22 protein-coding genes are annotated in these 25891 nt (G+C 65.4%); 8 read left to right on the forward strand and 14 right to left on the reverse strand.

Annotated features, from left to right (window positions below):
• Positions 1–79: 79 nt before the first annotated feature.
• Entirely contained in the window at positions 80–1045 is a 966-nt protein-coding gene (locus ACRQ5Q_RS01975) for a tyrosine recombinase XerC (RefSeq protein WP_439372191.1), read from the reverse strand.
• Between the two features lie 121 nt (positions 1046–1166).
• Between ACRQ5Q_RS01975 and ACRQ5Q_RS01980 the strand changes: the two genes are divergently transcribed.
• Entirely contained in the window at positions 1167–3377 is a 2211-nt protein-coding gene (locus tag ACRQ5Q_RS01980) for a primosomal protein N' (protein WP_439395778.1), read from the forward strand.
• 211 nt (positions 3378–3588) lie between these two features.
• Here the strand turns inward: ACRQ5Q_RS01980 and ACRQ5Q_RS01985 are convergent, their stop codons facing one another.
• On the reverse strand, positions 3589–4086 hold the full coding sequence (locus ACRQ5Q_RS01985) for a septal ring lytic transglycosylase RlpA family protein (RefSeq protein WP_439372187.1): 498 nt from the start codon (positions 4084–4086) through the stop codon (positions 3589–3591).
• A gap of 648 nt (positions 4087–4734) precedes the next feature.
• Here ACRQ5Q_RS01985 and ACRQ5Q_RS01990 point away from each other — a divergent pair.
• The 6 genes from ACRQ5Q_RS01990 (at position 4735) to ACRQ5Q_RS02015 (ending at position 11644) form a co-directional block, all read left to right on the forward strand.
• Entirely contained in the window at positions 4735–5295 is a 561-nt protein-coding gene (locus ACRQ5Q_RS01990) for a F0F1 ATP synthase subunit delta (protein ID WP_439372186.1), read from the forward strand.
• A complete protein-coding gene (gene atpA, locus ACRQ5Q_RS01995; protein ID WP_439372184.1) occupies positions 5295–6824 on the forward strand; it encodes a F0F1 ATP synthase subunit alpha in 1530 nt (509 codons plus the stop codon). Before ACRQ5Q_RS01990 ends, atpA begins: the two co-directional genes overlap by 1 nt.
• Positions 6825–6967: 143 nt before the next feature.
• Positions 6968–7843 (forward strand): F0F1 ATP synthase subunit gamma, encoded by an 876-nt coding sequence (locus tag ACRQ5Q_RS02000; RefSeq protein WP_439372182.1) that lies wholly within the window; start codon positions 6968–6970, stop codon positions 7841–7843.
• 34 nt (positions 7844–7877) lie between these two features.
• On the forward strand, positions 7878–9320 hold the full coding sequence (gene atpD / locus ACRQ5Q_RS02005; protein WP_439372181.1) for a F0F1 ATP synthase subunit beta: 1443 nt from the start codon (positions 7878–7880) through the stop codon (positions 9318–9320).
• A gap of 89 nt (positions 9321–9409) precedes the next feature.
• Positions 9410–9817 carry a F0F1 ATP synthase subunit epsilon gene (locus tag ACRQ5Q_RS02010; protein ID WP_439372179.1) on the forward strand — a complete coding sequence of 136 codons (408 nt, stop codon included), beginning with the start codon at positions 9410–9412 and terminating at the stop codon, positions 9815–9817.
• Between the two features lie 147 nt (positions 9818–9964).
• The gene (locus ACRQ5Q_RS02015; RefSeq protein ID WP_439395779.1) at positions 9965–11644 is read left to right on the forward strand and encodes an adenylate/guanylate cyclase domain-containing protein; all 1680 of its coding nucleotides are present in this window, start codon (positions 9965–9967) and stop codon (positions 11642–11644) included.
• A gap of 385 nt (positions 11645–12029) precedes the next feature.
• Here the strand turns inward: ACRQ5Q_RS02015 and ACRQ5Q_RS02020 are convergent, their stop codons facing one another.
• The 10 genes from ACRQ5Q_RS02020 to proB all read right to left on the reverse strand — a co-directional run bounded on the left by ACRQ5Q_RS02020 (position 12030) and on the right by proB (position 21657).
• Positions 12030–12530: an RNA pyrophosphohydrolase gene (locus ACRQ5Q_RS02020; protein ID WP_439372444.1), complete on the reverse strand. Its 501-nt coding sequence runs from the start codon at positions 12528–12530 to the stop codon at positions 12030–12032.
• Between the two features lie 63 nt (positions 12531–12593).
• The gene (locus ACRQ5Q_RS02025; protein WP_439372445.1) at positions 12594–13100 is read right to left on the reverse strand and encodes an RNA pyrophosphohydrolase; all 507 of its coding nucleotides are present in this window, start codon (positions 13098–13100) and stop codon (positions 12594–12596) included.
• 72 nt (positions 13101–13172) lie between these two features.
• A complete protein-coding gene (locus ACRQ5Q_RS02030; protein WP_439395781.1) occupies positions 13173–14381 on the reverse strand; it encodes a divergent polysaccharide deacetylase family protein in 1209 nt (402 codons plus the stop codon).
• A 161-nt stretch (positions 14382–14542) separates the two neighbouring features.
• Positions 14543–15898, reverse strand: coding sequence for a S41 family peptidase (locus ACRQ5Q_RS02035; RefSeq protein ID WP_439372447.1), 1356 nt, complete (start codon positions 15896–15898; stop codon positions 14543–14545).
• Positions 15895–17253 carry a murein hydrolase activator EnvC family protein gene (locus ACRQ5Q_RS02040; RefSeq protein ID WP_439395783.1) on the reverse strand — a complete coding sequence of 453 codons (1359 nt, stop codon included), beginning with the start codon at positions 17251–17253 and terminating at the stop codon, positions 15895–15897. Before ACRQ5Q_RS02040 ends, ACRQ5Q_RS02035 begins: the two co-directional genes overlap by 4 nt.
• Before the next feature lie 31 nt (positions 17254–17284).
• On the reverse strand, positions 17285–17767 hold the full coding sequence (gene rlmH / locus ACRQ5Q_RS02045; RefSeq protein WP_439372449.1) for a 23S rRNA (pseudouridine(1915)-N(3))-methyltransferase RlmH: 483 nt from the start codon (positions 17765–17767) through the stop codon (positions 17285–17287).
• A 97-nt stretch (positions 17768–17864) separates the two neighbouring features.
• Positions 17865–18221, reverse strand: coding sequence for a ribosome silencing factor (gene rsfS / locus ACRQ5Q_RS02050; protein ID WP_439372450.1), 357 nt, complete (start codon positions 18219–18221; stop codon positions 17865–17867).
• A 208-nt stretch (positions 18222–18429) separates the two neighbouring features.
• Positions 18430–19074, reverse strand: a complete 645-nt coding sequence (locus ACRQ5Q_RS02055) for a nicotinate-nucleotide adenylyltransferase (RefSeq protein WP_439372451.1) — start codon at positions 19072–19074, stop codon at positions 18430–18432.
• A gap of 20 nt (positions 19075–19094) precedes the next feature.
• Positions 19095–20402, reverse strand: coding sequence for a glutamate-5-semialdehyde dehydrogenase (locus ACRQ5Q_RS02060; protein WP_439395785.1), 1308 nt, complete (start codon positions 20400–20402; stop codon positions 19095–19097).
• 133 nt (positions 20403–20535) lie between these two features.
• Positions 20536–21657, reverse strand: coding sequence for a glutamate 5-kinase (gene proB, locus ACRQ5Q_RS02065; RefSeq protein WP_439372453.1), 1122 nt, complete (start codon positions 21655–21657; stop codon positions 20536–20538).
• 200 nt (positions 21658–21857) lie between these two features.
• On the opposite strand from proB, the gene ACRQ5Q_RS02070 reads away from it, so the two are divergent.
• Complete coding sequence (locus ACRQ5Q_RS02070; protein WP_439395787.1) at positions 21858–22823, forward strand: Bug family tripartite tricarboxylate transporter substrate binding protein; 966 nt, start codon at positions 21858–21860, stop codon at positions 22821–22823.
• A 208-nt stretch (positions 22824–23031) separates the two neighbouring features.
• Here the strand turns inward: ACRQ5Q_RS02070 and ACRQ5Q_RS02075 are convergent, their stop codons facing one another.
• Together ACRQ5Q_RS02075 and obgE are read right to left on the reverse strand one after the other, a co-directional pair.
• Complete coding sequence (locus tag ACRQ5Q_RS02075) at positions 23032–24666, reverse strand: alkaline phosphatase family protein (RefSeq protein WP_439395789.1); 1635 nt, start codon at positions 24664–24666, stop codon at positions 23032–23034.
• A gap of 99 nt (positions 24667–24765) precedes the next feature.
• The gene (gene obgE / locus ACRQ5Q_RS02080) at positions 24766–25806 is read right to left on the reverse strand and encodes a GTPase ObgE (protein WP_439372456.1); all 1041 of its coding nucleotides are present in this window, start codon (positions 25804–25806) and stop codon (positions 24766–24768) included.
• Positions 25807–25891 lie beyond the last annotated feature (85 nt).

Below are 25891 nucleotides of genomic sequence, written 5' to 3' on the forward strand. Positions count from 1 at the left end.
CTGTCTGGTTCCCCACGATTGACTGAACCGCAGGTGGCGCGCAAGAGGCATGCGCGGGATGACAGCTTGATGTCAGGATTCAGCGTCGCGGATGCGCGCTGGCATAGACTTCGAGGAGCCGCTCCGAATCGATCCCGGTATAGATCTGCGTGGTCGAGAGCGAGGAATGGCCGAGCAGTTCCTGGATGGCGCGCAAGTCCCCGCCGCGCGACAGCAGATGTGTGGCGAAGGAGTGGCGGAGCGCGTGCGGCGTGGCGCTGTCGGGTAGCCCAAGCGCGCCGCGCAGCCGCTCCATCGCGAGCTGGATGATGCGCGGACTGAGTGGGCCGCCGCGCGCGCCGACGAAGATCGGCCCTTCCGCGGGCAGCGGATACGGGCACATCGAAACATATTCCTGCACCAGCTCCAGCACGTTCTGCAGCACCGGCACCATGCGCGTCTTGTTGCCTTTGCCGGTCACGACCAGCACGTCGCCTTCGCCGGGCTTCGGCACCTCGCGGCGCTTCAGGCCGAGCGCTTCGGAGATGCGCAGGCCGGAGCCGTACAGCAGCGCCATCACCGCGGCATCGCGCACCAGGATCCAGGTCTCGCGTTCCTCGCCGGCGCGCTCGTCGGCATCGGCAAGACGCTTTGCCGATGCCATCGGCAGCGGTTTCGGCAGGCTCTTCGCAACTTTCGGCGCGCGGATCGCGGACAATGCACCGACCTTGCCCTTGCCCTCGCGCTCGAGAAAACGGCCGAACGAGCGCAGGCCCGCCAGCGCGCGCATCAGCGAGCGGCCGGCGATGTCGTCGGCCCTGCGCATCGCCATGAAGGCGCGCACGTCCGTCGCCTCCAGCGCGGCGAATCGCTCGAGCGTCACGCGCTCGCCCCAATGGGTGCAGAGGAAATCCAGGCACTGCCGCAAGTCGCGGCCGTAAGCCTCGAGCGTCTTCGGCGACAGCCGCCGCTCGGCGCCGAGATGCGACAGCCAGCGCGTCATCTCCCGCGCGATCGAGGGATCGGCGCTGGCGAGCTCGATCAAGGGGGAGGCCGCTTTGCTCATGCGCTCTGGACGTAATGATTCCGCACAGTATATCGCATCACACAAGTTTACCGTTCGCTAAGGCCGCTTCATGGCGCTAGCCTGAGGCCGCAAGGTTCCGATTCTCCCTCCAAGACCGTTGATGGATCATTCGTCGCGCAGCAACGCCGCCCCCGCCAACGCGACCCGCATGGTCGACGTGCTGGTGCCGGTCGCGCTCGACCAGACCTATTCCTACAAGGTGCCGCGCGGCATGGAGCTGAAGGCCGGCGATCTCCTCAGTGTGCCGCTCGGGGCGCGCGAGGTGCTGGCCGTGGTCTGGGGCGAGAACGCCAATCCCGATCCGCGCCTGCACAACCGTCTCAAGGAGGTCAGCGAGAAGCTCGACATTCCGCCGCTCAAACCCGAGTTGCGCGCGGTCGTGGACTGGGTCGCCGATTACACGCTGAGCCCGCGCGGCATGGTGCTGCGGATGTGCCTGCGGATGGGCGAAAATCTCGGCCCCGAGCGGGTGCGGCCCGGGGTGCGCCTCGTCGGCGATCCGCCGCGGCGGCTGACGCCGGCGCGGGCGCGCGTGATCGAGGTGCTGTCGGACCGGCTGCTGCACGGCAAGTCGGAAGCCGCGAAGGAGGCCGGCGTGTCGGCCGGCGTGATCGACGGCCTCGTCGACGAAGGCACGCTGACGGTCGAGCCGATGCCTCCGCCTGCGCCGCCGCCGGCCCCCGATCCGGATTTCGGCCGTCCGGATTTCTCGCCGCTTCAGCGCACGGCTGCCGATACGATGCGCGGGCTCGCGGCCAATGGCACCTTCCACGTCGCGCTGCTCGACGGCGTCACCGGCTCCGGCAAGACCGAGGTCTATTTCGAGGCCGTGGCGGAAGCGATCCGCCGCGGCAAGCAGTCGCTGATCCTGATGCCGGAGATCGCGCTCACCGGCCAGTTCCTCGACCGCTTCGCGCAACGCTTCGGCGTGCGGCCGATCGAATGGCATTCCGAGCTGACGCCGCGCACCCGCGCGCGCAACTGGGCAGCGATCTCCGAGGGAAGCGCGCCGGTCGTGGTCGGCGCGCGCTCGGCCTTGTTTTTGCCTTACGCCAATCTCGGCCTCATCGTCGTCGATGAAGAGCACGACCAAGCCTACAAGCAGGACGAGGGCGTGCATTATCACGCCCGCGACATGGCGGTGGTGCGGGCGCATATCGCCAAGATCCCGGTCGTGCTGGCCTCGGCGACGCCGTCGGTCGAATCCGAGGTCAATGCGCGCAAGAACCGCTATCAGCGCATCGCGCTGCCCTCGCGCTTCGGCGGCCAGCACATGCCGCATATCGAGGCGATCGACTTGCGCCGCGAGCCGCCTGCGCGCGGCCGCTATATCTCGCCGCGCTTGGCCTCCGAGATCAGAACCGCGATCGAAAAGCGCGAGCAGGCGCTGCTGTTCCTCAATCGTCGCGGCTATGCGCCGCTGACGCTGTGCCGTGCCTGCGGTCATCGCTTCGCCTGCACCATCTGCGACTCCTGGCTGGTCGACCACCGCTTTCGCCAGCGCCTGGTCTGTCACCATTGCGGCTTCTCGATGCCGCGCCCGCACATTTGTCCGAACTGTTCGGCGGAGGAATCGCTGGTCGCGGTCGGTCCCGGCGTGGAGCGCCTGCAGGAGGAGGCGGCCGCGCTGTTCCCGGAAGCGCGCACCATGGTGCTGTCGAGCGATCTCATCACCTCGATCGAGACGATGCGCTCGGAGCTTGCCGAGATCGCGGAGGGCCGCGTCGACATCATCATCGGCACGCAGCTGGTGGCAAAAGGCCACAATTTTCCGCGGCTCAATCTGGTCGGCGTGGTCGATGCCGATCTTGGTCTGTCCAACGGCGATCCGCGCGCGGCGGAGCGCACCTGGCAATTGCTCAACCAGGTGATCGGCCGCGCCGGCCGCGAGCAGGGCCGCGGCGTCGGCTACCTGCAGACCCATCAGCCCGATCACCCCGTCATGAAGGCGCTGGTCGCCTGCGACCGCGAGGCCTTCTACGACAGCGAGATCGATCTGCGCGAGAAGACGCTCTATCCGCCGTTCGGCCGGCTCGCGAGCCTGATCATTTCGGCAGGCGATCGCCCGAGCGCGGAAGGCCTCGGCCGCCGTCTCGTCGCGCTCGCCCCGCGCGACGAGCGCGTCGTGGTGCTCGGGCCGGCCGAGGCGCCGCTCGCGGTCATCAAGGGCCGCTACCGCTTCCGCATCCTGGTGAAATCGGCGCGCGGCTTCGATCTCTCGGATTATTTGCGCAACTGGCTCGCCGTCTGCCCGAAGCCGACGGGCAACCAAAAGCTCGAAGTCGACGTCGATCCACAGAGCTTCTTGTAGGTCTCGATCTATCCCTCGTCATTGCGAGGAGTCCTTGCGACGAAGCAATCCAGAATCCCTCCGCGAAAAGGTTCTGGACTGCTTCGCTGCGCTCGCAATGAGGACAGCAAACACCAAAAAGCCCGCGGTCCCCCAAGACCGCGGGCTTGTTTCATGCGCGCATCAAACTGATGGAAAGTGCGCGCTTAATGTGAGGCGCTTGAAGGGCGCCTTAGGAGACGACTTCCGCGGTGACGCGGCCGACGCCCGCGCCGGTGAGGCCGATGGCGCGGGCAGCGCCGGTGGAGAGATCGAGGACCCGGCCCCGGATGAACGGGCCACGGTCGTTGATGGTGACGACCACGCTCTGGCCGCGGTGGGTGACGCGCAACTTGGTGCCGAACGGCAGCGAGCGGTGCGCAGCAGTCAGGGCATTCTGGTTGAAGCGCTGGCCCGACGCGGTCCGGCTGCCGGACTCGTTGCCGTAATAGGAGGCCATGCCGGAGAAGCTGTGCCCCGTGCCCGACGACGGCGTCATCGCCGCATTGGCGTTGCGCCAATCGGAGGTCGCGTTGGTGTCAGCTTGGGCTTGGTGGCTGTGATGATGCCGGTGATGCCTGGATTTGGCGGAAGCCTCGGTGGCAGTTCCACCGACGATGACAGTTGCGGCGACGAAAGCGAGCGCCGTGCGCGGCCGGGTCGCAAAGCCCAGCGTCTTCAAAGACAGCATTTATTGGTCCCTAAGCTAGTATTGCCACATATGTGGCTAGTGGAGCCCCCATCAGTTTGTGAGCGGGTTGGCGTTTCGATTCCTAATGAGGCGTGAATTGGGCAGTAAATCCCCATGTGGCGTGATGAAATATCTTGTTACCGCAGCACGGTATTCAGCCGATGTTCCGTAAACGTGGGCTTTAACGATTTGTTAACCTCATTATTACTTATTAATACTGTAAAACGAAGTCATAGCTGGCAGCGTTTAGAATTGGGAAAGTATTCAGCCAGTGGAATGGGGTGGCCGAAAATCACGCCTCAGCGATCCGTGTTCATGGCGGGTATGCGCTGGCGGCAGGAACCAAAGCTCGGCATGCCGCCGTCAGGGCTGATGGCAATTCCGTGGCGCGGCAAGCCCCGTCGCCTTCGAGCGCCGGGAGTTCCCGCGGAGTGCGAGCACTGCGACAGAACCCATGCCTTTAATTTGGCGTCATGTTGCACGTGCGCGCCTGCTATGTTAGCAAAGCCGCGATTTTAACGGATCCGGCACCTCCCGTGCCGGCCGAAAATCGAAGTCCCGCTTGAATTCCAAGGGCTTGGATCGCTAGGCGCCGCTTCGTGGCGACGGTTTTTCCCTTGCGAGTTTGACAGCAAAAAGAGCGCGTCTGTGGCTGCAGAAGATACGTCCGTTTCAGGTGTGTCCGGCCGTTATGCAACGGCCTTGTTTGAACTGGCCCGCGACCAGAAACTGGTCGACGAGGTCAAAGCCGATCTCGACAAATTCGATGCCTTGCTGACCGAGAGCGCCGATCTGAAGCGCCTCGTCCGCAGCCCGGTGTTCGCGGCTGACACCCAGTCCAAGGCTCTCGCGGCCGTGCTGGACAAGGCCGGCATCGCCGGGATCTCCGCCAATTTCCTCAAAGTGCTGACCGCCAACCGCCGCCTGTTCGCGGTGTCCGACGTCATCCGCGCCTACCGCGTCCTCGTCGCCAGGTTCAAGGGCGAGACGACGGCCGATGTGACCGTGGCGGAAGCGCTCTCTGACAAGAATCTCGACGCCCTGAAGGTTGCCCTGAAGTCGGTGACCGGCAAGGACGTCGCGCTGAACGTGAAAGTCGATCCCGCGATCATCGGTGGCCTCGTCGTCAAGCTGGGCAGCCGCATGGTCGATGGTTCGCTTCGCACCAAACTCAATTCGATCAAGCACGCGATGAAAGAGGCAGGCTGATGGACATCCGCGCCGCGGAAATTTCCGCGATCCTCAAGGACCAGATCAAGAATTTCGGCCAGGAAGCTGAAGTCTCCGAAGTCGGACAGGTGCTGTCCGTCGGCGACGGTATCGCCCGCGTCTACGGTCTGGACAACGTTCAGGCCGGTGAAATGGTCGAGTTCGAGAACGGCACCCGCGGCATGGCGCTGAACCTCGAGACCGACAACGTCGGTGTCGTTATTTTCGGTGCCGACCGCGAGATCAAGGAAGGCCAGACCGTCAAGCGCACCCGCGCCATCGTGGACGCGCCGGTCGGCAAGGGCCTGCTCGGCCGCGTCGTCGACGCGCTCGGCAACCCCATCGACGGCAAGGGCCCGATCCAGGCCGACAAGCGCATGCGCGTCGACGTCAAGGCGCCCGGCATCATTCCGCGCAAGTCGGTGAACGAACCGATGGCGACCGGCCTCAAGGCGATCGATGCCCTGATCCCGATCGGCCGCGGCCAGCGCGAGCTGATCATCGGCGACCGACAGACCGGCAAGACCGCGATCGCGCTCGACACCATCCTGAACCAGAAGCCGCTCAACGCGCAGCCCGACGAGAACATCAAGCTGTACTGCGTCTACGTCGCGGTCGGCCAGAAGCGCTCGACCGTCGCGCAGTTCGTGAAGGTGCTGGAAGAGCAGGGCGCGCTCGAATATTCGATCGTCGTCGCCGCTACCGCGTCGGATCCGGCGCCGATGCAGTACATCGCGCCCTTCACCGGCTGCACCATGGGCGAGTATTTCCGCGACAACGGCATGCACGCGGTCATCATCTATGACGATCTGTCCAAGCAGGCCGTCGCCTACCGCCAGATGTCGCTGCTGCTGCGCCGCCCGCCGGGCCGCGAAGCCTATCCCGGCGACGTGTTCTATCTGCATTCCCGCCTGCTCGAGCGCGCGGCGAAGCTGAACAAGGACCAGGGCTCGGGCTCGCTGACGGCGCTGCCGGTCATCGAAACCCAGGCCAACGACGTGTCGGCCTACATCCCGACCAACGTCATCTCGATCACCGACGGCCAGATCTTCCTGGAGACCGACCTGTTCTTCCAGGGCATCCGTCCGGCGGTGAACGTCGGTCTGTCGGTGTCGCGCGTGGGTTCGTCGGCGCAGACCAAGGCCACCAAGAAGGTCGCCGGCAAGATCAAGGGCGAGCTCGCGCAGTATCGCGAAATGGCGGCGTTCGCGCAGTTCGGCTCCGACCTCGACGCCTCGACCCAGCGCCTGCTCAACCGCGGCTCGCGCCTCACCGAGCTCCTGAAGCAGCCGCAGTTCTCGCCGCTGAAGATGGAAGAGCAGGTCTGCGTGATCTGGGCCGGCACCAACGGCTATCTCGATCCGCTCCCGCTCAACAAGGTGAAGCCGTTCGAGGACGGCCTGCTCTCGCTGCTGCGCGGCAAGCATGTCGACATCCTCAACTCGATCCGCGACAGCCGCGATCTCTCCGACGACACCGCCGGCAAGCTGAAGTCGGTGGTCGAAGGCTTTGCGAAGAGCTTCGCCTAATTCAGGCATGGCCGGAGCCGTCCGGCCATGACTGCTTCGCGAGAGGCAACCAATAAGACGCGTGCCCGGCGCCCGGCCGGGCATTGCGATAGGGACAGGCTAGCGGTCCGACGCTTCAGTCGAACCGCCGGGGTGAACGAAGAATGGCCTCACTTAAAGACATGCGCGTCCGCATCGCCTCCACCAAGGCGACGCAGAAGATCACCAAGGCCATGCAGATGGTCGCGGCATCCAAGCTGCGCCGTGCGCAGACCGCGGCGGAAGCCGCGCGTCCCTATGCTGACAAGATGGGCGCGGTGATCTCCAACATCGCCAGCGCCGCGGCGGGCTCGCCCGGCGCGCCGGCGCTGCTGGCCGGCACCGGCCGCGATCAGGTTCACCTGCTGCTGGTCTGCACCGGCGAGCGCGGCCTGTCCGGCGCCTTCAATTCCTCGATCGTCCGTCTTGCCCGCGAGCGCGCGCTCGCTCTGATGAACCAGGGCAAGGAGGTGAAATTCTTCTGCGTAGGCCGCAAGGGCTACGAGCAGCTGCGCCGCCAGTTCGACAAGCAGATCGTCGAGCATCTCGACCTGCGCAGCGTGCGCCAGCTCGGCTTCGTCAACGCCGAGGATATCGCCAAGAAGGTGCTGGCCCGTTTCGACGCCGGCGAGTTTGACGTCTGCACGCTGTTCTACTCGCAATTCAAGTCGGTGATCGCACAGGTCCCGACCGCCCAGCAGATCATCCCGCTGGTCGTCGAGGAAGGCGCTGCGAACGGCAGCGCGACCTCTTACGAATATGAGCCGGAGGAGGACGAGATCCTCACGCGCCTGTTGCCGCGCAATCTCGCGGTGCAGATCTTCCGCGCCCTGCTCGAGAACAACGCTTCGTTCTATGGCGCGCAGATGTCGGCGATGGACAACGCCACCCGCAACGCCGGCGAGATGATCCGCAAGCAGACGCTGGTCTATAACCGCACGCGTCAGGCTCAGATCACCAAGGAACTCATCGAAATCATCTCCGGCGCAGAAGCAGTCTGACCGGACACGAAATTCGGATCGAAGGAGACAGTAAATGGCTACAGCAGCCACACAGATCGGTCGCGTTACCCAGGTCATGGGCGCCGTCGTCGACGTGCAGTTCGAAGGCCACCTGCCGGCCATTCTCAACTCGCTCGAGACCAAGAACGGCAACAACCGCCTGGTGCTGGAAGTCGCGCAGCATCTCGGCGAGTCGACCGTCCGCACCATCGCGATGGACGCCACCGAAGGTCTGGTGCGCGGCCAGGAAGTGACCGACACCGGTCAGCCGATCTCGGTTCCCGTGGGTGACGGTACGCTGGGCCGCATCATGAACGTCATCGGCGAGCCGATCGACGAGGCCGGCCCGATCAAGTCGGAAGGCACCCGCGCCATCCACCAGGAAGCGCCGACCTATACCGACCAGTCGACCGAAGCCGAAATTCTCGTCACCGGCATCAAGGTCGTCGATCTGCTCGCTCCGTATGCGAAGGGCGGCAAGATCGGCCTGTTCGGCGGCGCCGGCGTCGGCAAGACCGTGCTGATTCAGGAGCTGATCAACAACGTCGCCAAGGCGCACGGCGGTTACTCCGTGTTCGCCGGCGTCGGCGAGCGTACCCGCGAGGGCAACGACCTCTATCACGAGTTCATCGAATCCAAGGTCAACGCCGACCCGCACAATCCGGATCCGAGCGTGAAGTCGAAGTGCGCGCTGGTGTTCGGACAGATGAACGAGCCGCCGGGCGCCCGCGCCCGCGTCGGCCTGACCGGTCTGACTGTCGCCGAGCACTTCCGCGACCAGGGCCAGGACGTGCTGTTCTTCGTCGACAACATCTTCCGCTTCACGCAGGCGGGTTCGGAAGTGTCGGCGCTGCTCGGCCGTATTCCTTCGGCGGTGGGTTATCAGCCGACGCTCGCCACCGACATGGGCGCGCTGCAGGAGCGCATCACCACCACGCAGAAGGGTTCGATCACCTCGGTCCAGGCCATCTACGTGCCGGCCGACGACTTGACCGACCCGGCGCCCGCGACCTCGTTCGCGCATCTGGACGCCACCACGGTGCTGTCGCGCGCGATCTCGGAAAAGGGCATCTATCCGGCCGTCGACCCGCTCGACTCGACCTCCCGCATGCTCTCCCCGCTGGTCGTCGGCGAGGAGCACTACGCCGTCGCCCGTCAGGTCCAGCAGGTGCTGCAGCGCTACAAGTCGCTGCAGGACATCATCGCCATTCTCGGCATGGACGAGCTTTCGGAAGAGGACAAGCTGACGGTGGCCCGCGCGCGCAAGATCGAGCGCTTCCTGTCGCAGCCGTTCCACGTCGCCGAAATCTTCACGGGCTCGCCCGGCAAGTTCGTCGACCTCGCGGACACCATCAAGGGCTTCAAGGGCCTGGTGGAAGGCAAGTATGACCACCTGCCGGAAGCTGCCTTCTACATGGTCGGCACCATCGAAGAGGCGGTCGAGAAGGGCAAGAAGCTGGCGGCCGAGGCCGCCTAAGCTGGCGAATAGCGAATCGGGAGTGGCGAATAGCTGCTCCCATTCGGTTCGCTGTTCGCCATTCGCTATTCGCTATTCGCAGGTACATCATGGCCACCTTCCACTTCGATCTCGTCTCGCCGGAAAGGCTCGCATTCTCGGGCGAGGTCGACCAGGTCGACGTCCCCGGCTGGGAAGGCGATTTCGGCGTGCTCGCCGGGCATGCTCCTCTCGTGGCCGCGGTGCGGCCGGGCATCCTGACCATCATTGTCGGCGGCCAGAAGCAGAAGGTCATCGTGACCGGTGGCCTCGCGGAAGTGTCCGACGATCGCCTCACCGTCCTGGCCGATGTCGCCACGTCGATCGAGGAGCTTGATCGGGCGCAGTTCGCCGACAAGATCGCCGAAATGCAGGAAAAGCTGTCCGAGCAGGAAGGCTCCGAGCTCGATCTCGCGATCGCGCGGCTCGATCATTACAAGAGCATCCAGCACGAGCTCAACACGACGGCTATGCACTAAGCCCCGGGGCACCGCTCCGGGGCTCAGCTCAAAATTCCTGAATAAGTTCAGCGCTCGCCACCGACCGTGGCGGGCGTTGAACTTTGTTGCGCCGCGCTGGAGATAGCGGCATTCTGCGCCCGCGAATTTGTTCCGGGCGGGTCACAGATGAAACGCAAGATCGCGGCGATTTTCGCAGCCGATATTGCCGGTTATTCGAGGCTGGTCGCGGAGGACGAAGAGGAGACGCTGCGGCGTCTCGCCTCCTATCGCGAGGTTATCGACGATTTCATCGCCAAGGCCGGCGGGCGCATCTTCAACACGGCGGGCGATGCCGTGCTCGCGGAATTCCCGAGCGCGGTCGATGCCGTGCGCTGCGCGATCGACATCCAGGAGAGCTTGCGGACCCGCAACATGGCGTACCCGCCGAGCCGGCAGATGTCGTTCCGCATCGGCATCACCATCGGCGACGTGGTCGAGCGCAACGGCGATTTATTGGGCGACGGCGTCAACATCGCGGCGCGGCTGGAGGGCCTTGCCGAGGTCGGCGGCATCTGCGTCTCCCGCGCCGTGCACGAGCAGGTCGCCAACAAGCTGTCGGTTCAGTTTGCCGATATCGGTGCGCAGGAGGTGAAGAACATCCCGACGCCGGTGCACGCCTACATGGTGGCGATGCGGCGCGACGACGGCAGCTATTCCAAGCCGCAACTGAAGAAGGCGGCCTCGAAGGTGGCCGCCGCGCCGGTGTGGATGTGGCCGCTGGTGGTTGCCGTGGTCTCGATCGTCGGCATCGTCGTCACCGGCTTCCTCTACAACACCAAGCTCAAGCAGACCGCGACCGCCGCATCGACGCCGGCCGCGCCAGCCGTTGCCACGCCGAGCGCAACACCGACGGCGATGACGGCGTCGCCGAGCCCGATGCCGACCCAAATGGCAAAGGCGCCGATGGCTCCGATGCCTGCGTCGAATGCCGGCGCTGCGATGGCGCCGGTGCCCGCGCCGTCACCATCCGCATCGCCGATGACAGGCAAGCTCTCGGCCGACAGCGTGCCCTTCATCAACGAGCGCGTCCGCAACTATCTGGCTGGCGATTATGCCGCGGCCGGCGACTACAAGGCGTTCGCGCTCAATGTCGGCGGCTTCACCGGCTCGGTGTTGAACCAGCCGAGCGAGGAGGCCGCGCGCAACGGCGCGCTCGAGCAGTGCCAGAAGCGCGCCGATGCCGCGCAGTCGCCGCGGCGCTGCGAGCTCTATGCGGTCGGCAACAACGTCGTCTACGCGCACGGCAAGCCGCCGATGCCGCCGGCGCCCTACTTCCGGCACGACGCCATGACCGAGCGGGCGTTCGCCTCGAGGGATTTTCCGATCGTGCGCGATCCGCAGAAAGTCCGGCTCGAGAACATGTTCGTGCCGGCCGCGAAATCCCGCTCGGTCGCGCTCGGACCGGCCGGACAATACTTCATGGTGCTGGGCGCATCATCCGCCGAGGAATCGGCGCGGCGTTCGCTTGAATCGTGCGGCGCGATCGCCGGCGTCGCCTGCATGATCGTCGCGGTCGACGACAATTTCGTCGTGCCGATCCCGACCCTGCTCAGGATTACCGGCTTCTTCCACGCCGCGAGCAATCCCTCGATCGTGGCCGATGCCCGCGACGAGGTCGTGCGCAAGCTCGGTGACGCCATGGGCTGGAACGCCGTCGCCGTCGGCACCGCCGGCCGCCCGGGCCTCGGCCTCAAGGCCGCCGAGGAGCAGACCGCCGTCAACACCGCGCTCGCCGACTGCGCCAGGCGCGACAGCGACTGCCACGTCATCGCGATCGGACCGTTCACGGTGGGGCCGATTAATTAGTCTGTCGGCTCGAAAGGTGCGCCCCCTCGCCCCGCAAGCGGCAGGACTATCGCGTTTGAAGCTTTTCCCGCGGCCATCCTTCGAGACGCCCGCTTCAGGCGGGCTCCCCAGGATGGGGACGGAGTGCGCGGCAGCAGTTTCAACGGGCACTGACGCTGATTAGTCTCATCCTGAGGAGGCGCGTAAGCGCCGTCTCGAAGGACGAGGCGTGCGCGCAGGCCGCCGCCACGCGTCATATGCGATAGCCCTGACGCAGGCGGGGAGAGGTGAAGCGACCATTGCGCCCCGTTACCGATTCTGCGCGACCCTTCAGTCACTTTGCCGCAACCACCGCCCCTCGCGCCGTCGGCGGCGTTCTACTGTGCATGGGGTTGTTTTCGCAGTTTCATTTTCCGAAGGCCGCAAACTCTCGCGCCACGGCCTGATAGACCTCGCGCCGGAACGGCACCACGAGGTCGGCGACACGGTCGAGGCGCTCCCAGCGCCAGGCGTCGAACTCCGCGGGCTGGCCGTTGCGCGGCGTCAGCGGATCGATCTCGTCGTCCTTGCCGGTGAAACGCAGCGCGAACCATTTCTGCCGCTGGCCGCGGAATTTTGCGAGGCGATGCGTCTGCGGTCCGTCATAGGGCGGGAATTCATAGGTGAACCAGTCCGTCTCGGCGAGGAATTCGACGCTGACGACGTTGGTCTCCTCCCACAGTTCGCGCATCGCCGCATCGCGCAGATTCTCTCCCTGGTCGACGCCGCCTTGCGGCATCTGCCAGTCGAAGCCCGGCAGGATGATCTCCGGCCCGTCGCCCTTGAAGCGGTGCCCGATCAGGACGCGACCGTCGGCATTGAACAGGGCGATGCCGACGTTGGGGCGGTAGGGCTTTGCATTCGTCACGCGTAAATCTCTCGTCGTCATTGCGGCGATGCAATAGCACCGAAGCCGGGACGACAATTTGATTTATTGATCCGCCAGCGCGGAAAATTCCTTCACCACGCGCTCGTAGACCGGGCGCTTGAACGGAATGATCAGCCCGGGGAGGTTCTTCATCGGCTCCCAGCGCCAGCTCACGAATTCGGCCTTGTGGCCGCCGCCGCCGGGCTTCTCGACGTTGATCTCGCTGTCCTTGCCGGTGAAGCGCACCGCGAACCACTTCTGGCGCTGGCCGCGGTAGCGGCCTTTCCAGGCGCGGCCTGCGACCGTGCGCGGGATGTCGTAGATCAGCCAGTCCGGGACCTCGCCGAGCCGCTCGACCGAGCGCACGCTGGTCTCCTCGTAGAGCTCGCGCTTGGCGGCTTCCCAGGTGTCCTCGCCGGGATCGACGCCGCCCTGCGGCATCTGCCAGACATGGGCATCGTCGACATGCTCGACGCCGCCGGCGCGGCGGCCGATGAATACCAGCCCCTTCGCATTGATCAGCATCACACCGACGCAGGTCCGGTAGGGCAGATCCTCGTAACGCGCCATTCCGCCAGACCTCTTCCCTGCACTTGGTGGCATGCCGGTCCCGCGCGACCCGTGCCGTACCAATCCGTTGATTTAGCTGGATTTTGATTTCAGCATCGCGGTTGTCAATGGCACCAAGAGGATACCTCGGTCGCCCAATGTCTTGGTCCAGGCACTGACGCGCTCGATCGAGACCGGCAGGGCCGAGGCGATCCCGACCGCGACGCCGCGCTCGCGGGCCGTCGATTCCAGCTTGGTCAGGGCGCGGTCGATTTCGGTCGGGGTCGGCACCACGTCGATCGCGATGTCGCCCTTGCCGAACGGCATCGACGCGTTCGCCGCGGCCTGGGGCGCGATGCTGCGGGGCGAGGAACCATCGTCGAAGAAGCCGAGGCCGCGCTTGGCCGCCTCGCGGATGATCGGCTGCATCGCCGGCTCCGTCGCGATGAAGCGGGCGCCCATGAAATTGGTGAGGCCGGCATAGCCCTGCATCCGGCTGAGGTGCCAGTACAGGCGGTCCATGTTCTGGTCGGGGCTGAGCGAGGTCAGCAGCGTCTGCGGCCCCGGATCGTTGTCCGGGAAGTCGTAGGGCTCCATCGGGATCTGCAGGAAGATCTCGTGGCGCTGGGCCCGCGCCCGCTCGGCGAGCTTGCCGGGATCGGCGCCATAGGGCGTGAAGGCCAGCGTCACCGCTGGCGGCAGCTTCATGATCGCATCCACGGTCTTGGCGGCGCCGACGCCGAGGCCGCCGATCACGATCGCGACCACGGGCATCCTGGCGGCCTTGGCGCGGTCGGCATCCGCCGCATAGACGTTGAACGGCTTCATGTCGCCGGCGGCCGCGGGGATCATGCCGTAGCGCGACTTCTCCAGCAGCTTGGGATCGATCCCGGCCATGACAGGCGGCGGGGCGGACGCCGCCTCGCCCTTGTCGGCGGCCTCGCCGGCGCCGATCACCACGTCGTGCCGCGCGCCGGTCGAGCCGTCGATCATGGTGACGGTCTTCTGCTCGCCGGGCGCGGCCTGCTTGGGTGCCGTCTCGTGCTTGCCCTCTGGCTTGCTTTCCTGGCTCGAGGCCGGCTTCTCGTCCGTGACCTTCGGCTCGCGAATCGCGATCCGCGTCATCGGCTCGCCGCCGAGCGGGTCCTTGTTGAAGATGGCAAAGCCCGCAAAGGTCACCAGGAACAGGCCGAGCAGGCCGGCCAGCAGCTGCATGGCGGTGAACGGCAACCGCAGCCGGCGCTTGCGGCGCGGCTTGTCCTGTCCGAGCGGGGCGCTCAGATCATCGGCCGTTTCAGTCATGCCCGATCCCGAATCACTGGTCTCGACGATACCACGGCGCGGTCAAGCGGCGGCAGGCCGGGATAGGCCGGGGACGACAGGAGTTCCAAGCAAAAAGGGCGGCTCCAGGAGCCGCCCTTTTCGTGAGATCGCGCGGTGCGCCGACTTAGTTCGTCGCCTTGTTAGTTTGCCGCCTTGGGCTTGTCGGCCGCCGCCTTGTCGCTGCCCGGGGTGGGCGCGGCGGAGGCGCTGTTCTTGATGCCGTGGAGCAAATCGTCGGCGAGCTTGAGCGCCTTGTCGTCCTTGGCGTCCGGCGGCACGTAGGACTGCGAGCCGGTCTTCTCGTCGCCGTCGTTCTTGAGATGGCCTCGCAGCGAAGCCTCGCCCTTGGTGTCGGTGCGCGACTTCAGCTCGTCCGGCACGTCCTGCAGCACTTCGATGTCGGGCACGATACCCTTGGCCTGGATCGACTTGCCCGACGGCGTGTAGTAGCGCGCCGTGGTCAGGCGCAGCGCGCCGTTGCCCGAGCCGAGCGGGATGATGGTCTGCACCGAGCCCTTGCCGAACGAGCGCGTGCCGACGATGGTCGCGCGCTTGTGGTCCTGCAGCGCGCCGGCGACGATTTCCGAGGCCGAGGCGGAGCCGCCATTGACCAGCACGATGACCGGCTTGCCCTTGGTGAGGTCGCCCGCATGCGCGGTGCGGCGCTGGGTCTCCTCGGCATTGCGGCCGCGGGTCGAGACGATCTCGCCCTTCTCAAGGAACGAGTCGGAGACGGTCACCGCTTCCTCGAGCAGGCCGCCCGGGTTGTTGCGGAGATCGATGATGTAGCCCTTCAGCTTGTCGCCGATCTGATTCGAGAGGTTGGCGACCTCGCGCTTCAGGCCTTCGGTGGTCTGCTCGTTGAAGGTGGTGATACGGATATAGGCGATGTCGTCGGCCTCGACGCGCGCACGCACCGAGCGGACGCGGATGTTGTCGCGCACCAGCGTCACGTCGATCGGATTGTCCTGGCCCTTGCGGATGATCTTGAGCTTGATCTTGGTGTTGACAGGACCGCGCATCTTCTCGACCGCCTGGTTCAGGGTCAGGCCCTGCACCGCCTCGTCGTCGAGATTGGTGATGATGTCGTTGGCCATGATGCCGGCGCGCGAGGCCGGCGTGTCGTCGATCGGCGAGACCACCTTGATCAGGCCGTCCTCCATCGTGACCTCGATGCCGAGGCCGCCGAACTCACCGCGGGTCTGCACCTGCATGTCGCGGAAGCTCTTGGCGTCCATGTAGCTCGAATGCGGATCGAGCCCGGTGAGCATGCCGCTGATGGCGGATTCGATCAGCTTGGTGTCGTCGGGCTTCTCGACATAGTCGGAGCGCACGCGCTCGAACACGTCGCCAAACAGATTGAGCTGGCGATAGGTGTCCGCGGTCGCGGCTCGCGCGCTGGAGCCCATGAACACCGCGCGCGGCTGGGTCACGAACAGCGTCAGCGCCGCACCGGTGGCTGCGCTGAGGAGGATTACTGAAGTCTTGCGCATCATCCGCGAACCTTCTCGCCTTCATTTGCGGCCCACCATGGGCCTGGATCGATTGGAGTGCCGTCTTTACGGAACTCGACATACAGCACAGGTTGACTCGCGTTCGTGGCGAGAATGGAGGCGACTTGAGAGGTCGACCCCATGGTCGCGACAGGCTCCCCCGTGAGCACAAACTGTCCGATGTTGACCGAAATGCGCTCCATCCCGGCGATCAGGACATGATACCCGCCCCCGGCGTTGAGGATCAAGAGTTGTCCATAGCTGCGGAACGGGCCGGCATACACAACCCAGCCATCGCACGGCGTCGTGACCTGGGAGCCGGGCTTGGTCGCCAGCGAAATGCCCTTCTGCACCCCGCCGACCCCGTCGGAACCGCCAAAGTCCCTGATCTTGTTACCGTTAACCGGAAGGGGCAGGAGGCCCTTGGCCGAGGCGAAGGCGATCGCGGGGGTGGTCCGGGACCGGTCCTTGAAAGCGGCGGGGCCGGATTTGGCGCTGGCGGCCGCATTTGCCGCCGCTTTGGCCTCGGCCTGCCTTGCGGCCTCGGCGGCCTTCTCGGCCTTCTCGGCAGCCTTGGCGGCGCTCTGCAGGTCCTGCTCCATCTTGGTGATGAGCCCCTGGAGGTCGCCGACCTGCCTTGAAAGGGCGATGGCGCGCGAATTCTCGGCGTCGAGATCCTTTTCGCGCGCCGCCTGCTGGCGCTGCCGCTCCTCGACCAGAGCGATGAGGCGGGTCTGGTCGCTCCTGACCCGGTCGCGGTCGGCGGCGAGCTGGTCGCGTTCGCTCGCGATGTTCTTGCGCAAGGCGATGAGCTCGCCGAGCTCGCCTGCTATTTTTTCCGCGCGGCCGCGCAATTCCGGCACGACGGCGCCGAGCAGCATCGCGGTGCGTAAGGATTGCAGTGCATCCTCAGGGCGCACCAGCAGCGCCGGCGGCGTGCGCCTTCCGGCCCGTTGCAGTGCCGCCAGCACCTCGACGATGTCGGCGCGGCGCGAATCAAGCGAAGAGCGCATCTGCTGCTCACGGCCGTTCAGCGCCTTCAGCCGCGTTTCGGCTTCGTCGATCTTGGCCTCGACGCCTCGCACATTGGCGGCCGTGTCGATCAGCTGCTGATTGAGCTGGGTGCGGTCCTGGCCGAGCGCCGTGATCTCGGCCTTCAGCTTGGCTTGCGCTTCCTCGGCGCTCTTCTGTCTTGCGCGCGCAGCTTCCAGCTCCTGCTCGCGCTGCTTGATGGCGTCGGGCGAGACGGCTGCGGTCTGCGGCGCAGGCGCTGCCGCCTGAGCTTGTGCGAGGCTTGTGCCTGCGAGGTTTGCGCCTGCGAGGCTTGCAATCAGCAGGTTGAGGACGGGCGCTCGCATCGCTTCAGGCAAAGGCTCGTTGTGGCGCGCATCACGCGCGGTGATAGGGGTGGCCGGCCAGGATGGTGGCGGCCCGATAAAGCTGTTCCAGAAGCATGACGCGGACCATTTGGTGCGGCCAGGTCGCAGAGCCGAACGCGATCGCGAGCTTCGCCTTACGGCGCAATTCGGGCGAAAGTCCGTCCGCCCCTCCGATCACGAAGATAGTATGTCCGGCACCCTCGTCGCGCCAGCGCCCGAGATGCCGTGCGAATACGGTGGAGTCGAGATTCTGGCCGCGCTCGTCCAATGCCACCAGGACGGATTTTTCAGGGATATGCGTCGAGATCGCCGCGGCTTCTTCAGCCATTCGCGTCGCGGCGTCGCGCGCGCGGCTTTCGGGAATCTCGTGGATGCTGAGCTCGCGGAAACCAAGCTTGCGGCCGGCCTCGTCGAACCGCTCGAAATAGCGGTCGGCAAGCTCCCGTTCGGGGCCCTGCTTCAGCCGGCCCACCGCAATGACTGCAACGCGCATGATGGTTTCAGCGTCGGGTTTTCGAGGTCGCGCGCATCAGGCGCGCGCACGACGCTAGCATGCGCGTCAGCCGATTCGAAATCGGCTTCGTCAGCCTCTAGATCGCCTTCGCCGCCCCTGGGCCCTGCGTGTACAATCTCTCGAGATTGTAGAACTCACGGACCTCGGGTCTGAACACGTGCACGATCACATCGCCGGAATCGATCAGCACCCAGTCGCAATTGGGCAAGCCCTCGACATGGATGTTCCTGATGCCGGTTTCCTTGAGGCCCTTCGTCACGTTCTCCGCGATCGCACCGACGTGCCGGTTCACCCGGCCGGTGGTGACGATCATGTAGTCGGAGTATGCCGATTTGCCGCGAAGGTCGATGGTGACCGTCTCTTCCGCCTTCATATCCTCGAGGCGGGAGAGGATCAGGCTCAGCGTCTTGTCGGCGTCGGGTTGCGCCTGCAAGGCCGCAGCTTTGGTCGATGTTTTACGCGTAGGCTTAGCAACCTTGGGTAAAACAGACTTGGACAATACAGATGTGGCCAGGGACCATTCCTTTCACTGTATCGCGAGGACCGAATCCGGCGCTCGCTTGTGACACTACATCATGTGGGGTTAAGGGTTTCAATATGCCAGAGAGGCCGACATCCCCAGGAAGCCTGCACACTCCATCTCATTTCGTACCTTTCCAGCTCCCGTCCGGGTTCCGCAGCCCGGTCGAGGACAGATTCAGCTTCAATCCGGTCAGGAACACCCAGGACGGGGCCGGCCGGTCCGCAAGCAGCGCTGCCTTGTTCTCCGGCAGACGGTAACGAGATAGCGCTTGGGCGGCGGGCGAGGCGAGGGCGCGAAAACTCTGCGGCGGGCGATCGATGACCGCCATCGGCACCTGGCCGGCGATGCGCCGCCAGTCCTGCCAACGATGGAATTGAGCGAGGTTGTCGGCGCCCATGATCCAGACAAAGCGCAGGCCCGAGAAGCGGCGGCGCAAGGTGTTGATCGTGTCGATAGTATAGCGTGTGCGAATGACGGATTCGAGACAGCTCACCTCGATGCGCGGATCATCGGCGACATCGCGCGCGGCCTGCATGCGCGCACCGAGCTCGTGCAGATTGCCGTTCTCCTTGAGCGGATTGCCGGGGGTCACCAGCCACCAGACGCGATCGAGCTGAAGACGCTTCAGAGCAAACCGGCTGATCGCGCGATGCGCCTGATGCGGCGGGTTGAAAGAGCCGCCGAGCAGGCCGATGCGCATGCCCTCCGTGTGGGGCGGGACCGCTTGCGCCACAAAACGCGGCACGACGAATTTGTTGCTCAATGCCCGCCCTGCAACATGGCTTACGGCCGCGTCTGCCCGGTTCCGTGGACGCGATACTTGAAGCTCGTGAGTTGCTCGGCGCCCACAGGGCCGCGGGCGTGGAAGCGGCCGGTGGCAATGCCGATCTCGGCGCCGAAGCCGAACTCGCCGCCATCGGCAAACTGCGTCGAGGCGTTATGCAGCACGATAGCGGAATCGACCTCGCTCAGGAATTTCTTCGCCGCACGCTCGTCAGCGCTCACGATCGCATCGGTATGATGCGAGCCGTGATTCTGGATGTGCGCGATCGCGCCGTCGACGCCGTCCACCACCTTCGCCGCGATGATCGCGTCGAGATATTCGGTGTCCCAATCCTCGTCGTTTGCAGGCTTTACGCGTGCATCGGCCTTCTGCACGGCATCGTCGCCGCGCACTTCGCAGCCGGCCTCGATCAGCATCTCGACCAGCGGCTTCAGGCTCGATCCAGCAGCCGCGCGATCGACCAGCAGCGTCTCGGCCGCGCCGCAGACGCCAGTGCGGCGCATCTTGGCGTTGAGCACGATGGACTTCGCCATGGCGAGGTCGGCGCTGGCATCGACATAGACGTGGTTGACGCCTTCGAGATGCGCGAACACAGGCACGCGCGCCTCCTGCTCGACGCGCGCGACGAGGCTCTTGCCGCCGCGCGGCACGATCACGTCGATGGTGCCGTTCAACCCCGACAGCATCATGCCGACCGCCGCGCGGTCGCGTGTCGGCACCAGCGTGACCGCAGCCTCGGGCAGGCCGGCCTCGCGCAGGCCCTGCACCAGGCATTCATGGATCGCGCGGCACGAACGGAAACTGTCCGAGCCGCCGCGCAGGATCACGGCATTGCCGGACTTCAGGCACAGCACGCCGGCATCCGCCGCAACATTCGGGCGGCTCTCGAAGATCACGCCGACGACGCCGAGCGGCACCCGCACGCGTTCGATGGTCATGCCGTTCGGCCGCTGCCAGCTCTCGGTGACGACGCCGATGGGATCGGCGATGCCGCGCACGATGCCGATGCCCTCGGCCATCGATTCGACCCGCGCCGGCGTCAGCGTCAGGCGGTCAATGAAGGAGGAGGTCATGTTGCCGGCGGTGCGGGCCTCGGCGACGTCCTCGGCATTGGCGGCGAGGATCGCCGCCGAGTTGGCGCGGATTGCCCGCTCCATGGCTTCCAGGGCCCGGTTCTTCTGCTCCGGCGGCGCCAACGCCAGCGCGCGCGCGGCAGCGCGGGCACGGGTTCCGAGGTCGGACATCAGCGCCAAGAGATCGCTAGTACGATCGGCATTGCCGTCAACGGCTTTGAGGGGGGCGGCCATGGGGTTCAACCTTCTGCTAAGGCGGTGTCCTAGCACGGAAATCCTGCTTTTGCGAAGGGCGGGGAGGGTATGGCAGGTCTCCCCGGTGGCGGGCTGGCCAGGTCACTGGCCTAGCAAAAAGGGCCGCAGGGCCTTACCCGCCCACCACCAGATCGTCACGGTGGATCATCTCGGCCCGGCCGCTGATGCCGAGGATGGTCATCACGTCCGGCGAGGAGCGGCCCTTGATGCGTTCGGCGTCGTCGGCGTCGTAGGCGATCAGGCCGCGGCCGATCTCGCTGGTATCGGGGCCGCGCACGATCACGGCATCGCCGCGCGCGAACTGGCCCTCGACCTTGATCACGCCGGCCGGCAGCAGGCTGGCGCCGGCGCGCAGCGCCGTCACCGCACCGGCGTCGATCGTCAGCGTGCCCTTCGGCTCCAGCGTGCCCGCGATCCAGCGCTTTCGCGAGGTGATGGGATTGGCGGGCGTCAGGAACCAGGTGCAGCGGCCGCCATCGGCGATCGCCTGCAGGGGATGCTCGATCTTGCCGGAGGCGATCAGCATGTGGGTGCCGCCTGTCGTCGCGATCTTGGCCGCTTCGACCTTGGTGCGCATGCCGCCGCGCGACAACTCGGACTCGGCATCGCCCGCCACGGCCTCGATCTCCGAGGAGATGCTGTCGACGACGGGAATGAGCTTGGCGTTCGGGTTGTTCTTGGGCGGGGCGTCGTAGAGCCCGTCGATGTCGGACAGCAGCACCAGCAAATCGGCACTCGCCATGGTGGCGACGCGCGCGGCGAGGCGGTCGTTGTCGCCGTAGCGGATTTCGGTGGTCGCGACCGTGTCGTTCTCGTTGATGACGGGGATGGCGCGCCACTCCAGCAGCTTGCCGATGGTGGAGCGCGCATTGAGGTAGCGACGGCGCTCCTCGGTGTCCTGCAGCGTGACCAGGATCTGGCCAGCGCCGATGCCGTGCGCCCCCAGCACCTCCGACCAGATCCGCGCCAGCGCGATCTGCCCGACCGCGGCGGCGGCCTGGCTCTCTTCCAGCTTCAGCGGGCCGCGTGGCAATTTGAGCCGGCTGCGGCCGAGCGCGATCGAGCCGGAGGACACGACGAGGACGTCGCGTCCTTCCTTGTGCAGCTTGGCCATGTCGTCGGCGAGCGCGGCGAGCCAGGACGCCCGCACCTCGCCCTTGTCGGAATCGACCAGCAGCGCGGAGCCGACCTTGACGACGATGCGGCGGAATTGACTGAGTTCGGGGCTGGCCATGTGTGTATGTGCTGGGCGCTACGGGACGAAATTGCTCTGAAAACGGCGGCGCGACGGGCGGTGCCGACGAGGCTGCTTTTGCAGCAGGACGATGGCCGGCGCAAGGCGGCCGGAATGGTAAAGGGCGAAGGTCGGCCTTGTGTTGCCCGCTGACCCGGCTCTAATGCCGCCAACCAATAACGGGCTGGACGAGGAAACGAATGGATCGCCGCAAATTCCTGGCCGGATGTCTCGGATTGCCGCTGCTAGCGCATGTGGATGCGGGACATGCGCAGGTTGGCCTCACCAAGATCATCTTCCCGTTTGCGGCGGGGGCCGGCGGCGACACGCTGTGCCGGCTGATAGCGCAAGAGATCGCGCCGGTGCTGCAACGGACCGTCGTGGTCGAGAATCGCACCGGCGGTGACGGCCTGATTGGGATCAAATCGGTGAGGGGCGCGAGCCCCGACGGCAGCATGGTGCTGGTGACGACAGGCCCGACCATGTACCTGCTGCCGATGGTGGAGACGACACCGAGTTTCGACTCGGCCAAGGACTTCGTGCCGGTGTCGCTGCTTGCGCGGTTCGAGTTCGCAGTGGTGATCGGCCCGGCCATCGATGCCGCCGATTTCAAGGGATTTGTCGCGTGGCTGAAGGCGCATCCCGACAAGACCTCGTTCGGTGTGCCGAGCAACGGCACCATTCCGCATTTCATGGGCTCCAAGCTTGAGAAGGACCTCGGCATTCCCCTGACGCGCGTACCCTATCGCGGCAGCGCGCCGATCCTCAACGACCTCGTAGGCGGTCACATCTCCTTCGGGATCACGACATTGGCCGATGCGCTGCCTCAGCATCGCGCCAAGGGCGTGAAGATCGTTGCGGTGTCGAGCGCGCAGCGTTCGCCGTTTGCGCCTGAGGTTCTGACGCTGAAGGAGAGCGGCATCGATCTCGTCGCGGACGCCTGGTACGGAATGTGGCTTCCCGCCGGCAGTCCGCCGGAATTCGCGAGCAAGCTCGGCGCCGCCGCAAGCGCGGCGCTTGCGAAGCCGGAGGTGAAGGAGAAGCTCACCGCGATCGGCCTGATCCCGGTCGGCAGCAATGCGGAAGGACTGTCGAAAGAGCTCGCCGCGAACACGGCGTTCTGGCAGCCGATCGTCAAGGCGACAGGATACAGGATCGAGAATTGAGGTCCGCTCCCTCGCCCCGCTTGTGGGCAGAGGGGCGGGTGAGGGGGAGTCAGCGCGGGGCGGTGAGAATCGAATTCTTCGATGCTGCCCATCGTCATTGCGAGCGGAGCGAAGCAATCCAGTGTCTTTCCGCGGAAGGATTCTGGATTGCTTCGCTGCGCTCGCAATGACCTGCTGAAAGATCGGGGTTCGAGAGGCGAAGACTAGCTCACATCTTCGCGCGCTCGGCGATGCCGTCCTTGATCGCGGCGAGCTCTTTCTCATCCCAGATGCCGATCAAGATCCCGCCCTTCACCTGGAGCTGGTTGTCGGCATAGGCAGCGATTTTCTCGCGCGACGTCGTGATGTGGTCGCTCGGATGCAGAGCCCAGTCGAACAGCTCGGCCTGCAACCGCGCGATGACGCCGGCGCATTCGGGATCATCGCCGCGGTCGACGTACTCTTCCGGATCGGTTTCGAGGTCGTACAACATCGGACGGAAGCCGGAGGCGTGGATATATTTCCAGCGGCCGTCGAACACCATGAACAGGCGGCAGCGTTCGATCGGCTGGTTCAGCTTCAGCCGCACGTCCTGCATGGCGTAGTCGTATTCGGAGAACACGACCTTGCGCCAATCCGGCGGCCTCTCGCCGCGCAGCAGCGGCAACAGCGAGCGTCCTTCCAGGATGTGGCCCGGCACCTTGCCGCCGAAATAATCCACGAAGGTCGGCGCAAGGTCGATGCCTTCCACCAGCGCGTCGCTGCGCGTGCCGCGCGTAGCGTCGGCTTCCCTGGAGGGATCGATGATGATCAGCGGAATCTTCGCCGACTGTTCGTGGAACAGGTCCTTCTCGCCCATCCAGTGATCGCCGAGATAGTCGCCGTGATCGGAGGTGAACACGATCGTGGTGGTCTCCAGCAGGCCGCGTTCACCCAAGAACTTCATCAGCACGCCCATCTGGTCGTCGATCTGGGTGATCAGGCCCATATAGGTCGGGATCACCTTCTCGCGGGCATCGTCGCGCGCCATGTTGCGGGAGTAGCGCATGTCCATATAGGCGCCGAACACCGGATGCGGATTTTGCCGCTCGCGCTCGGAGCGGATCACCGGGATCATGTCGTCGGTCGAATACATGCTGGCATAGGGCTCTGGCGCGATATAGGGCCAGTGCGGCTTGATGTAGGACAGATGCAGGCACCACGGCCGTCCGTCCGTCTCGGCCTCGGCAATGAAGTCCATCGCGCGCCGCGTCATGTAGGGCGTCTCGGAATGCTCCTCCGGCACGCGCGCGGCCTTGTCGGCATGCACCAGCAGCCAGCCGTTTTGCAGCGAACCATCCTCGGCCGCGCCCGAATTGGCCCAGTGCTCCCAGGGATTGGTCGCTTCAAAGCCTTGGCTGCGCAGATACTCGTCGTATTTCGGGCGCGGCCGTCCGGTGGGGTGCAGACCGTCATCGCGCTCATAGGGCTCGAAGCCGCATTCGGCGACGTGCACGCCGATCATCGATTCCGGCGGGATGCCCAGCGCCTTCATGCCTTCGAGGTCGGGCGCCATGTGGGTCTTGCCGACCAGCACGTTGCGCACGCCGATCTTCTTGAGGTGATCGCCGAGCGTGGGCTCGCCGACGCGCAGCGGCCAGCCGTTCCAGTGTGAGCCGTGCGAGCGCATGTAGCGCCCGGTATAGAACGACATCCGCGACGGACCGCAGATCGGCGATTGCACATAGGCCTTGGTGAAGAGCACGCCGCGCTTCGCCATCGCGTCGATGTTCGGTGTCTTCAGCGTGGGGTGGCCGGTACAGCCGAGATAATCATAGCGAAGCTGGTCGCACATGATCCAGAGAACGTTCTTCGCGCGCGCCATGCTTGTCGCTCCGTCACTTCGTTTGCCGGATATTGCGCTATTGATGGCGCGAAGAAAACCTCTCCCGAAGGGAGAGGTGTCGAGAGAGCGGTGCTTAACTCACGCCGACCACGGCTCCGCTTCGGCCGCGCTCTTCGCCTTGGCGGAGACCGGGCTTTCGCCGATCACATCGGCCAATGCGCGCAAGGCTTCCTTGACGCCCTGGCCGGTGACGCCCGAGATCAACAGCGGGGTCTTCTTGGCGGCGCGCCTCAGGCGGTCCTTCTGCTTCTTCAGCTCGTCCGGCTCGACCGCGTCGATCTTGTTCAGCGCCACGATCTCGATCTTGTCGGTGAGCTGCCCGCCATAGGCGTCGAGCTCGTTGCGCACCGTCTTGTAGGCCTTGCCGGCGTGCTCGCTTGTTGCGTCGACGAGATGCAAGAGCACGCGGCAGCGCTCGACATGGCCGAGGAAACGATCGCCGAGGCCGGTGCCTTCATGCGCGCCTTCGATCAGGCCGGGAATATCGGCGAGCACGAACTCGCGGCCGTCGGCATTCACGACGCCGAGTTGCGGATGCAGCGTGGTGAAGGGATAGTCCGCGATCTTCGGCCGCGCCGCGCTGACCTTGGACAGGAAGGTCGACTTGCCGGCATTGGGCATGCCGACGAGGCCGGCATCGGCAATGAGTTTCAGCCGCAGCCAGATCCAGCGCTCCTCGCCGGGCTGGCCGGGATTGGCGTTGCGCGGCGCGCGGTTGGTCGACGACTTGAAATGCGCATTGCCGAAACCGCCATTGCCGCCCTCGGCCAGCACGAATTTTTCGCCGACCTTGGTGAAGTCGTGGATCAGCGTCTCGCGATCCTCGTCGAAGATCTGCGTGCCCAGTGGGACCTTCAGCACGATGTTCTTGCCGTTGGCGCCGTGACGGTCCGAGCCCATGCCGTTCTCGCCCTTCTGGGCCTTGAAGTGCTGCTGGTAGCGGTAGTCGATCAGCGTGTTCAGCCCGTCGGCGACCTCGATGATGACATTGCCGCCGCGGCCGCCATTGCCGCCGGAGGGACCGCCGAATTCGATGAACTTCTCGCGGCGGAACGCCACGCAGCCGTTCCCGCCGTCACCGGAGCGGATATAGACCTTTGCTTCGTCGAGGAATTTCATGGGCCATAGGTAGGCCAGCCGGCCCCCTCCGGCAACCCGGATTGACCCGCAAATCGGCTGAAATTCCGCGAATTTCGGCCCTTGC

The sequence above is a fragment of the Bradyrhizobium sp. PMVTL-01 genome (genome assembly GCF_051861855.1).
Taxonomy (GTDB): Bacteria; Pseudomonadota; Alphaproteobacteria; order Rhizobiales; family Xanthobacteraceae; genus Bradyrhizobium.

Coding starts and splice junctions, on each gene's coding strand:
- rlmH (WP_439372449.1), bottom strand. CDS start 17,767: ATGCGCGTTGCAGTCATTGCGGTGGGCCGGCTGAAGCAGGGCCCCGAA.
- proB (WP_439372453.1), bottom strand. CDS start 21,657: ATGGCCAGCCCCGAACTCAGTCAATTCCGCCGCATCGTCGTCAAGGTC.
- ACRQ5Q_RS01975 (WP_439372191.1), bottom strand. CDS start 1,045: ATGAGCAAAGCGGCCTCCCCCTTGATCGAGCTCGCCAGCGCCGATCCC.
- atpA (WP_439372184.1), top strand. CDS start 5,295: ATGGACATCCGCGCCGCGGAAATTTCCGCGATCCTCAAGGACCAGATC.
- ACRQ5Q_RS02025 (WP_439372445.1), bottom strand. CDS start 13,100: ATGGCGCGTTACGAGGATCTGCCCTACCGGACCTGCGTCGGTGTGATG.
- ACRQ5Q_RS01980 (WP_439395778.1), top strand. CDS start 1,167: ATGGATCATTCGTCGCGCAGCAACGCCGCCCCCGCCAACGCGACCCGC.
- ACRQ5Q_RS02070 (WP_439395787.1), top strand. CDS start 21,858: ATGGATCGCCGCAAATTCCTGGCCGGATGTCTCGGATTGCCGCTGCTA.
- obgE (WP_439372456.1), bottom strand. CDS start 25,806: ATGAAATTCCTCGACGAAGCAAAGGTCTATATCCGCTCCGGTGACGGC.
- ACRQ5Q_RS01985 (WP_439372187.1), bottom strand. CDS start 4,086: ATGCTGTCTTTGAAGACGCTGGGCTTTGCGACCCGGCCGCGCACGGCG.
- atpD (WP_439372181.1), top strand. CDS start 7,878: ATGGCTACAGCAGCCACACAGATCGGTCGCGTTACCCAGGTCATGGGC.
- ACRQ5Q_RS02075 (WP_439395789.1), bottom strand. CDS start 24,666: ATGGCGCGCGCGAAGAACGTTCTCTGGATCATGTGCGACCAGCTTCGC.
- ACRQ5Q_RS02010 (WP_439372179.1), top strand. CDS start 9,410: ATGGCCACCTTCCACTTCGATCTCGTCTCGCCGGAAAGGCTCGCATTC.
- ACRQ5Q_RS02040 (WP_439395783.1), bottom strand. CDS start 17,253: ATGCGAGCGCCCGTCCTCAACCTGCTGATTGCAAGCCTCGCAGGCGCA.
- ACRQ5Q_RS02030 (WP_439395781.1), bottom strand. CDS start 14,381: ATGACTGAAACGGCCGATGATCTGAGCGCCCCGCTCGGACAGGACAAG.
- ACRQ5Q_RS02015 (WP_439395779.1), top strand. CDS start 9,965: ATGAAACGCAAGATCGCGGCGATTTTCGCAGCCGATATTGCCGGTTAT.
- ACRQ5Q_RS02035 (WP_439372447.1), bottom strand. CDS start 15,898: ATGATGCGCAAGACTTCAGTAATCCTCCTCAGCGCAGCCACCGGTGCG.
- ACRQ5Q_RS02060 (WP_439395785.1), bottom strand. CDS start 20,402: ATGGCCGCCCCCCTCAAAGCCGTTGACGGCAATGCCGATCGTACTAGC.
- ACRQ5Q_RS02000 (WP_439372182.1), top strand. CDS start 6,968: ATGGCCTCACTTAAAGACATGCGCGTCCGCATCGCCTCCACCAAGGCG.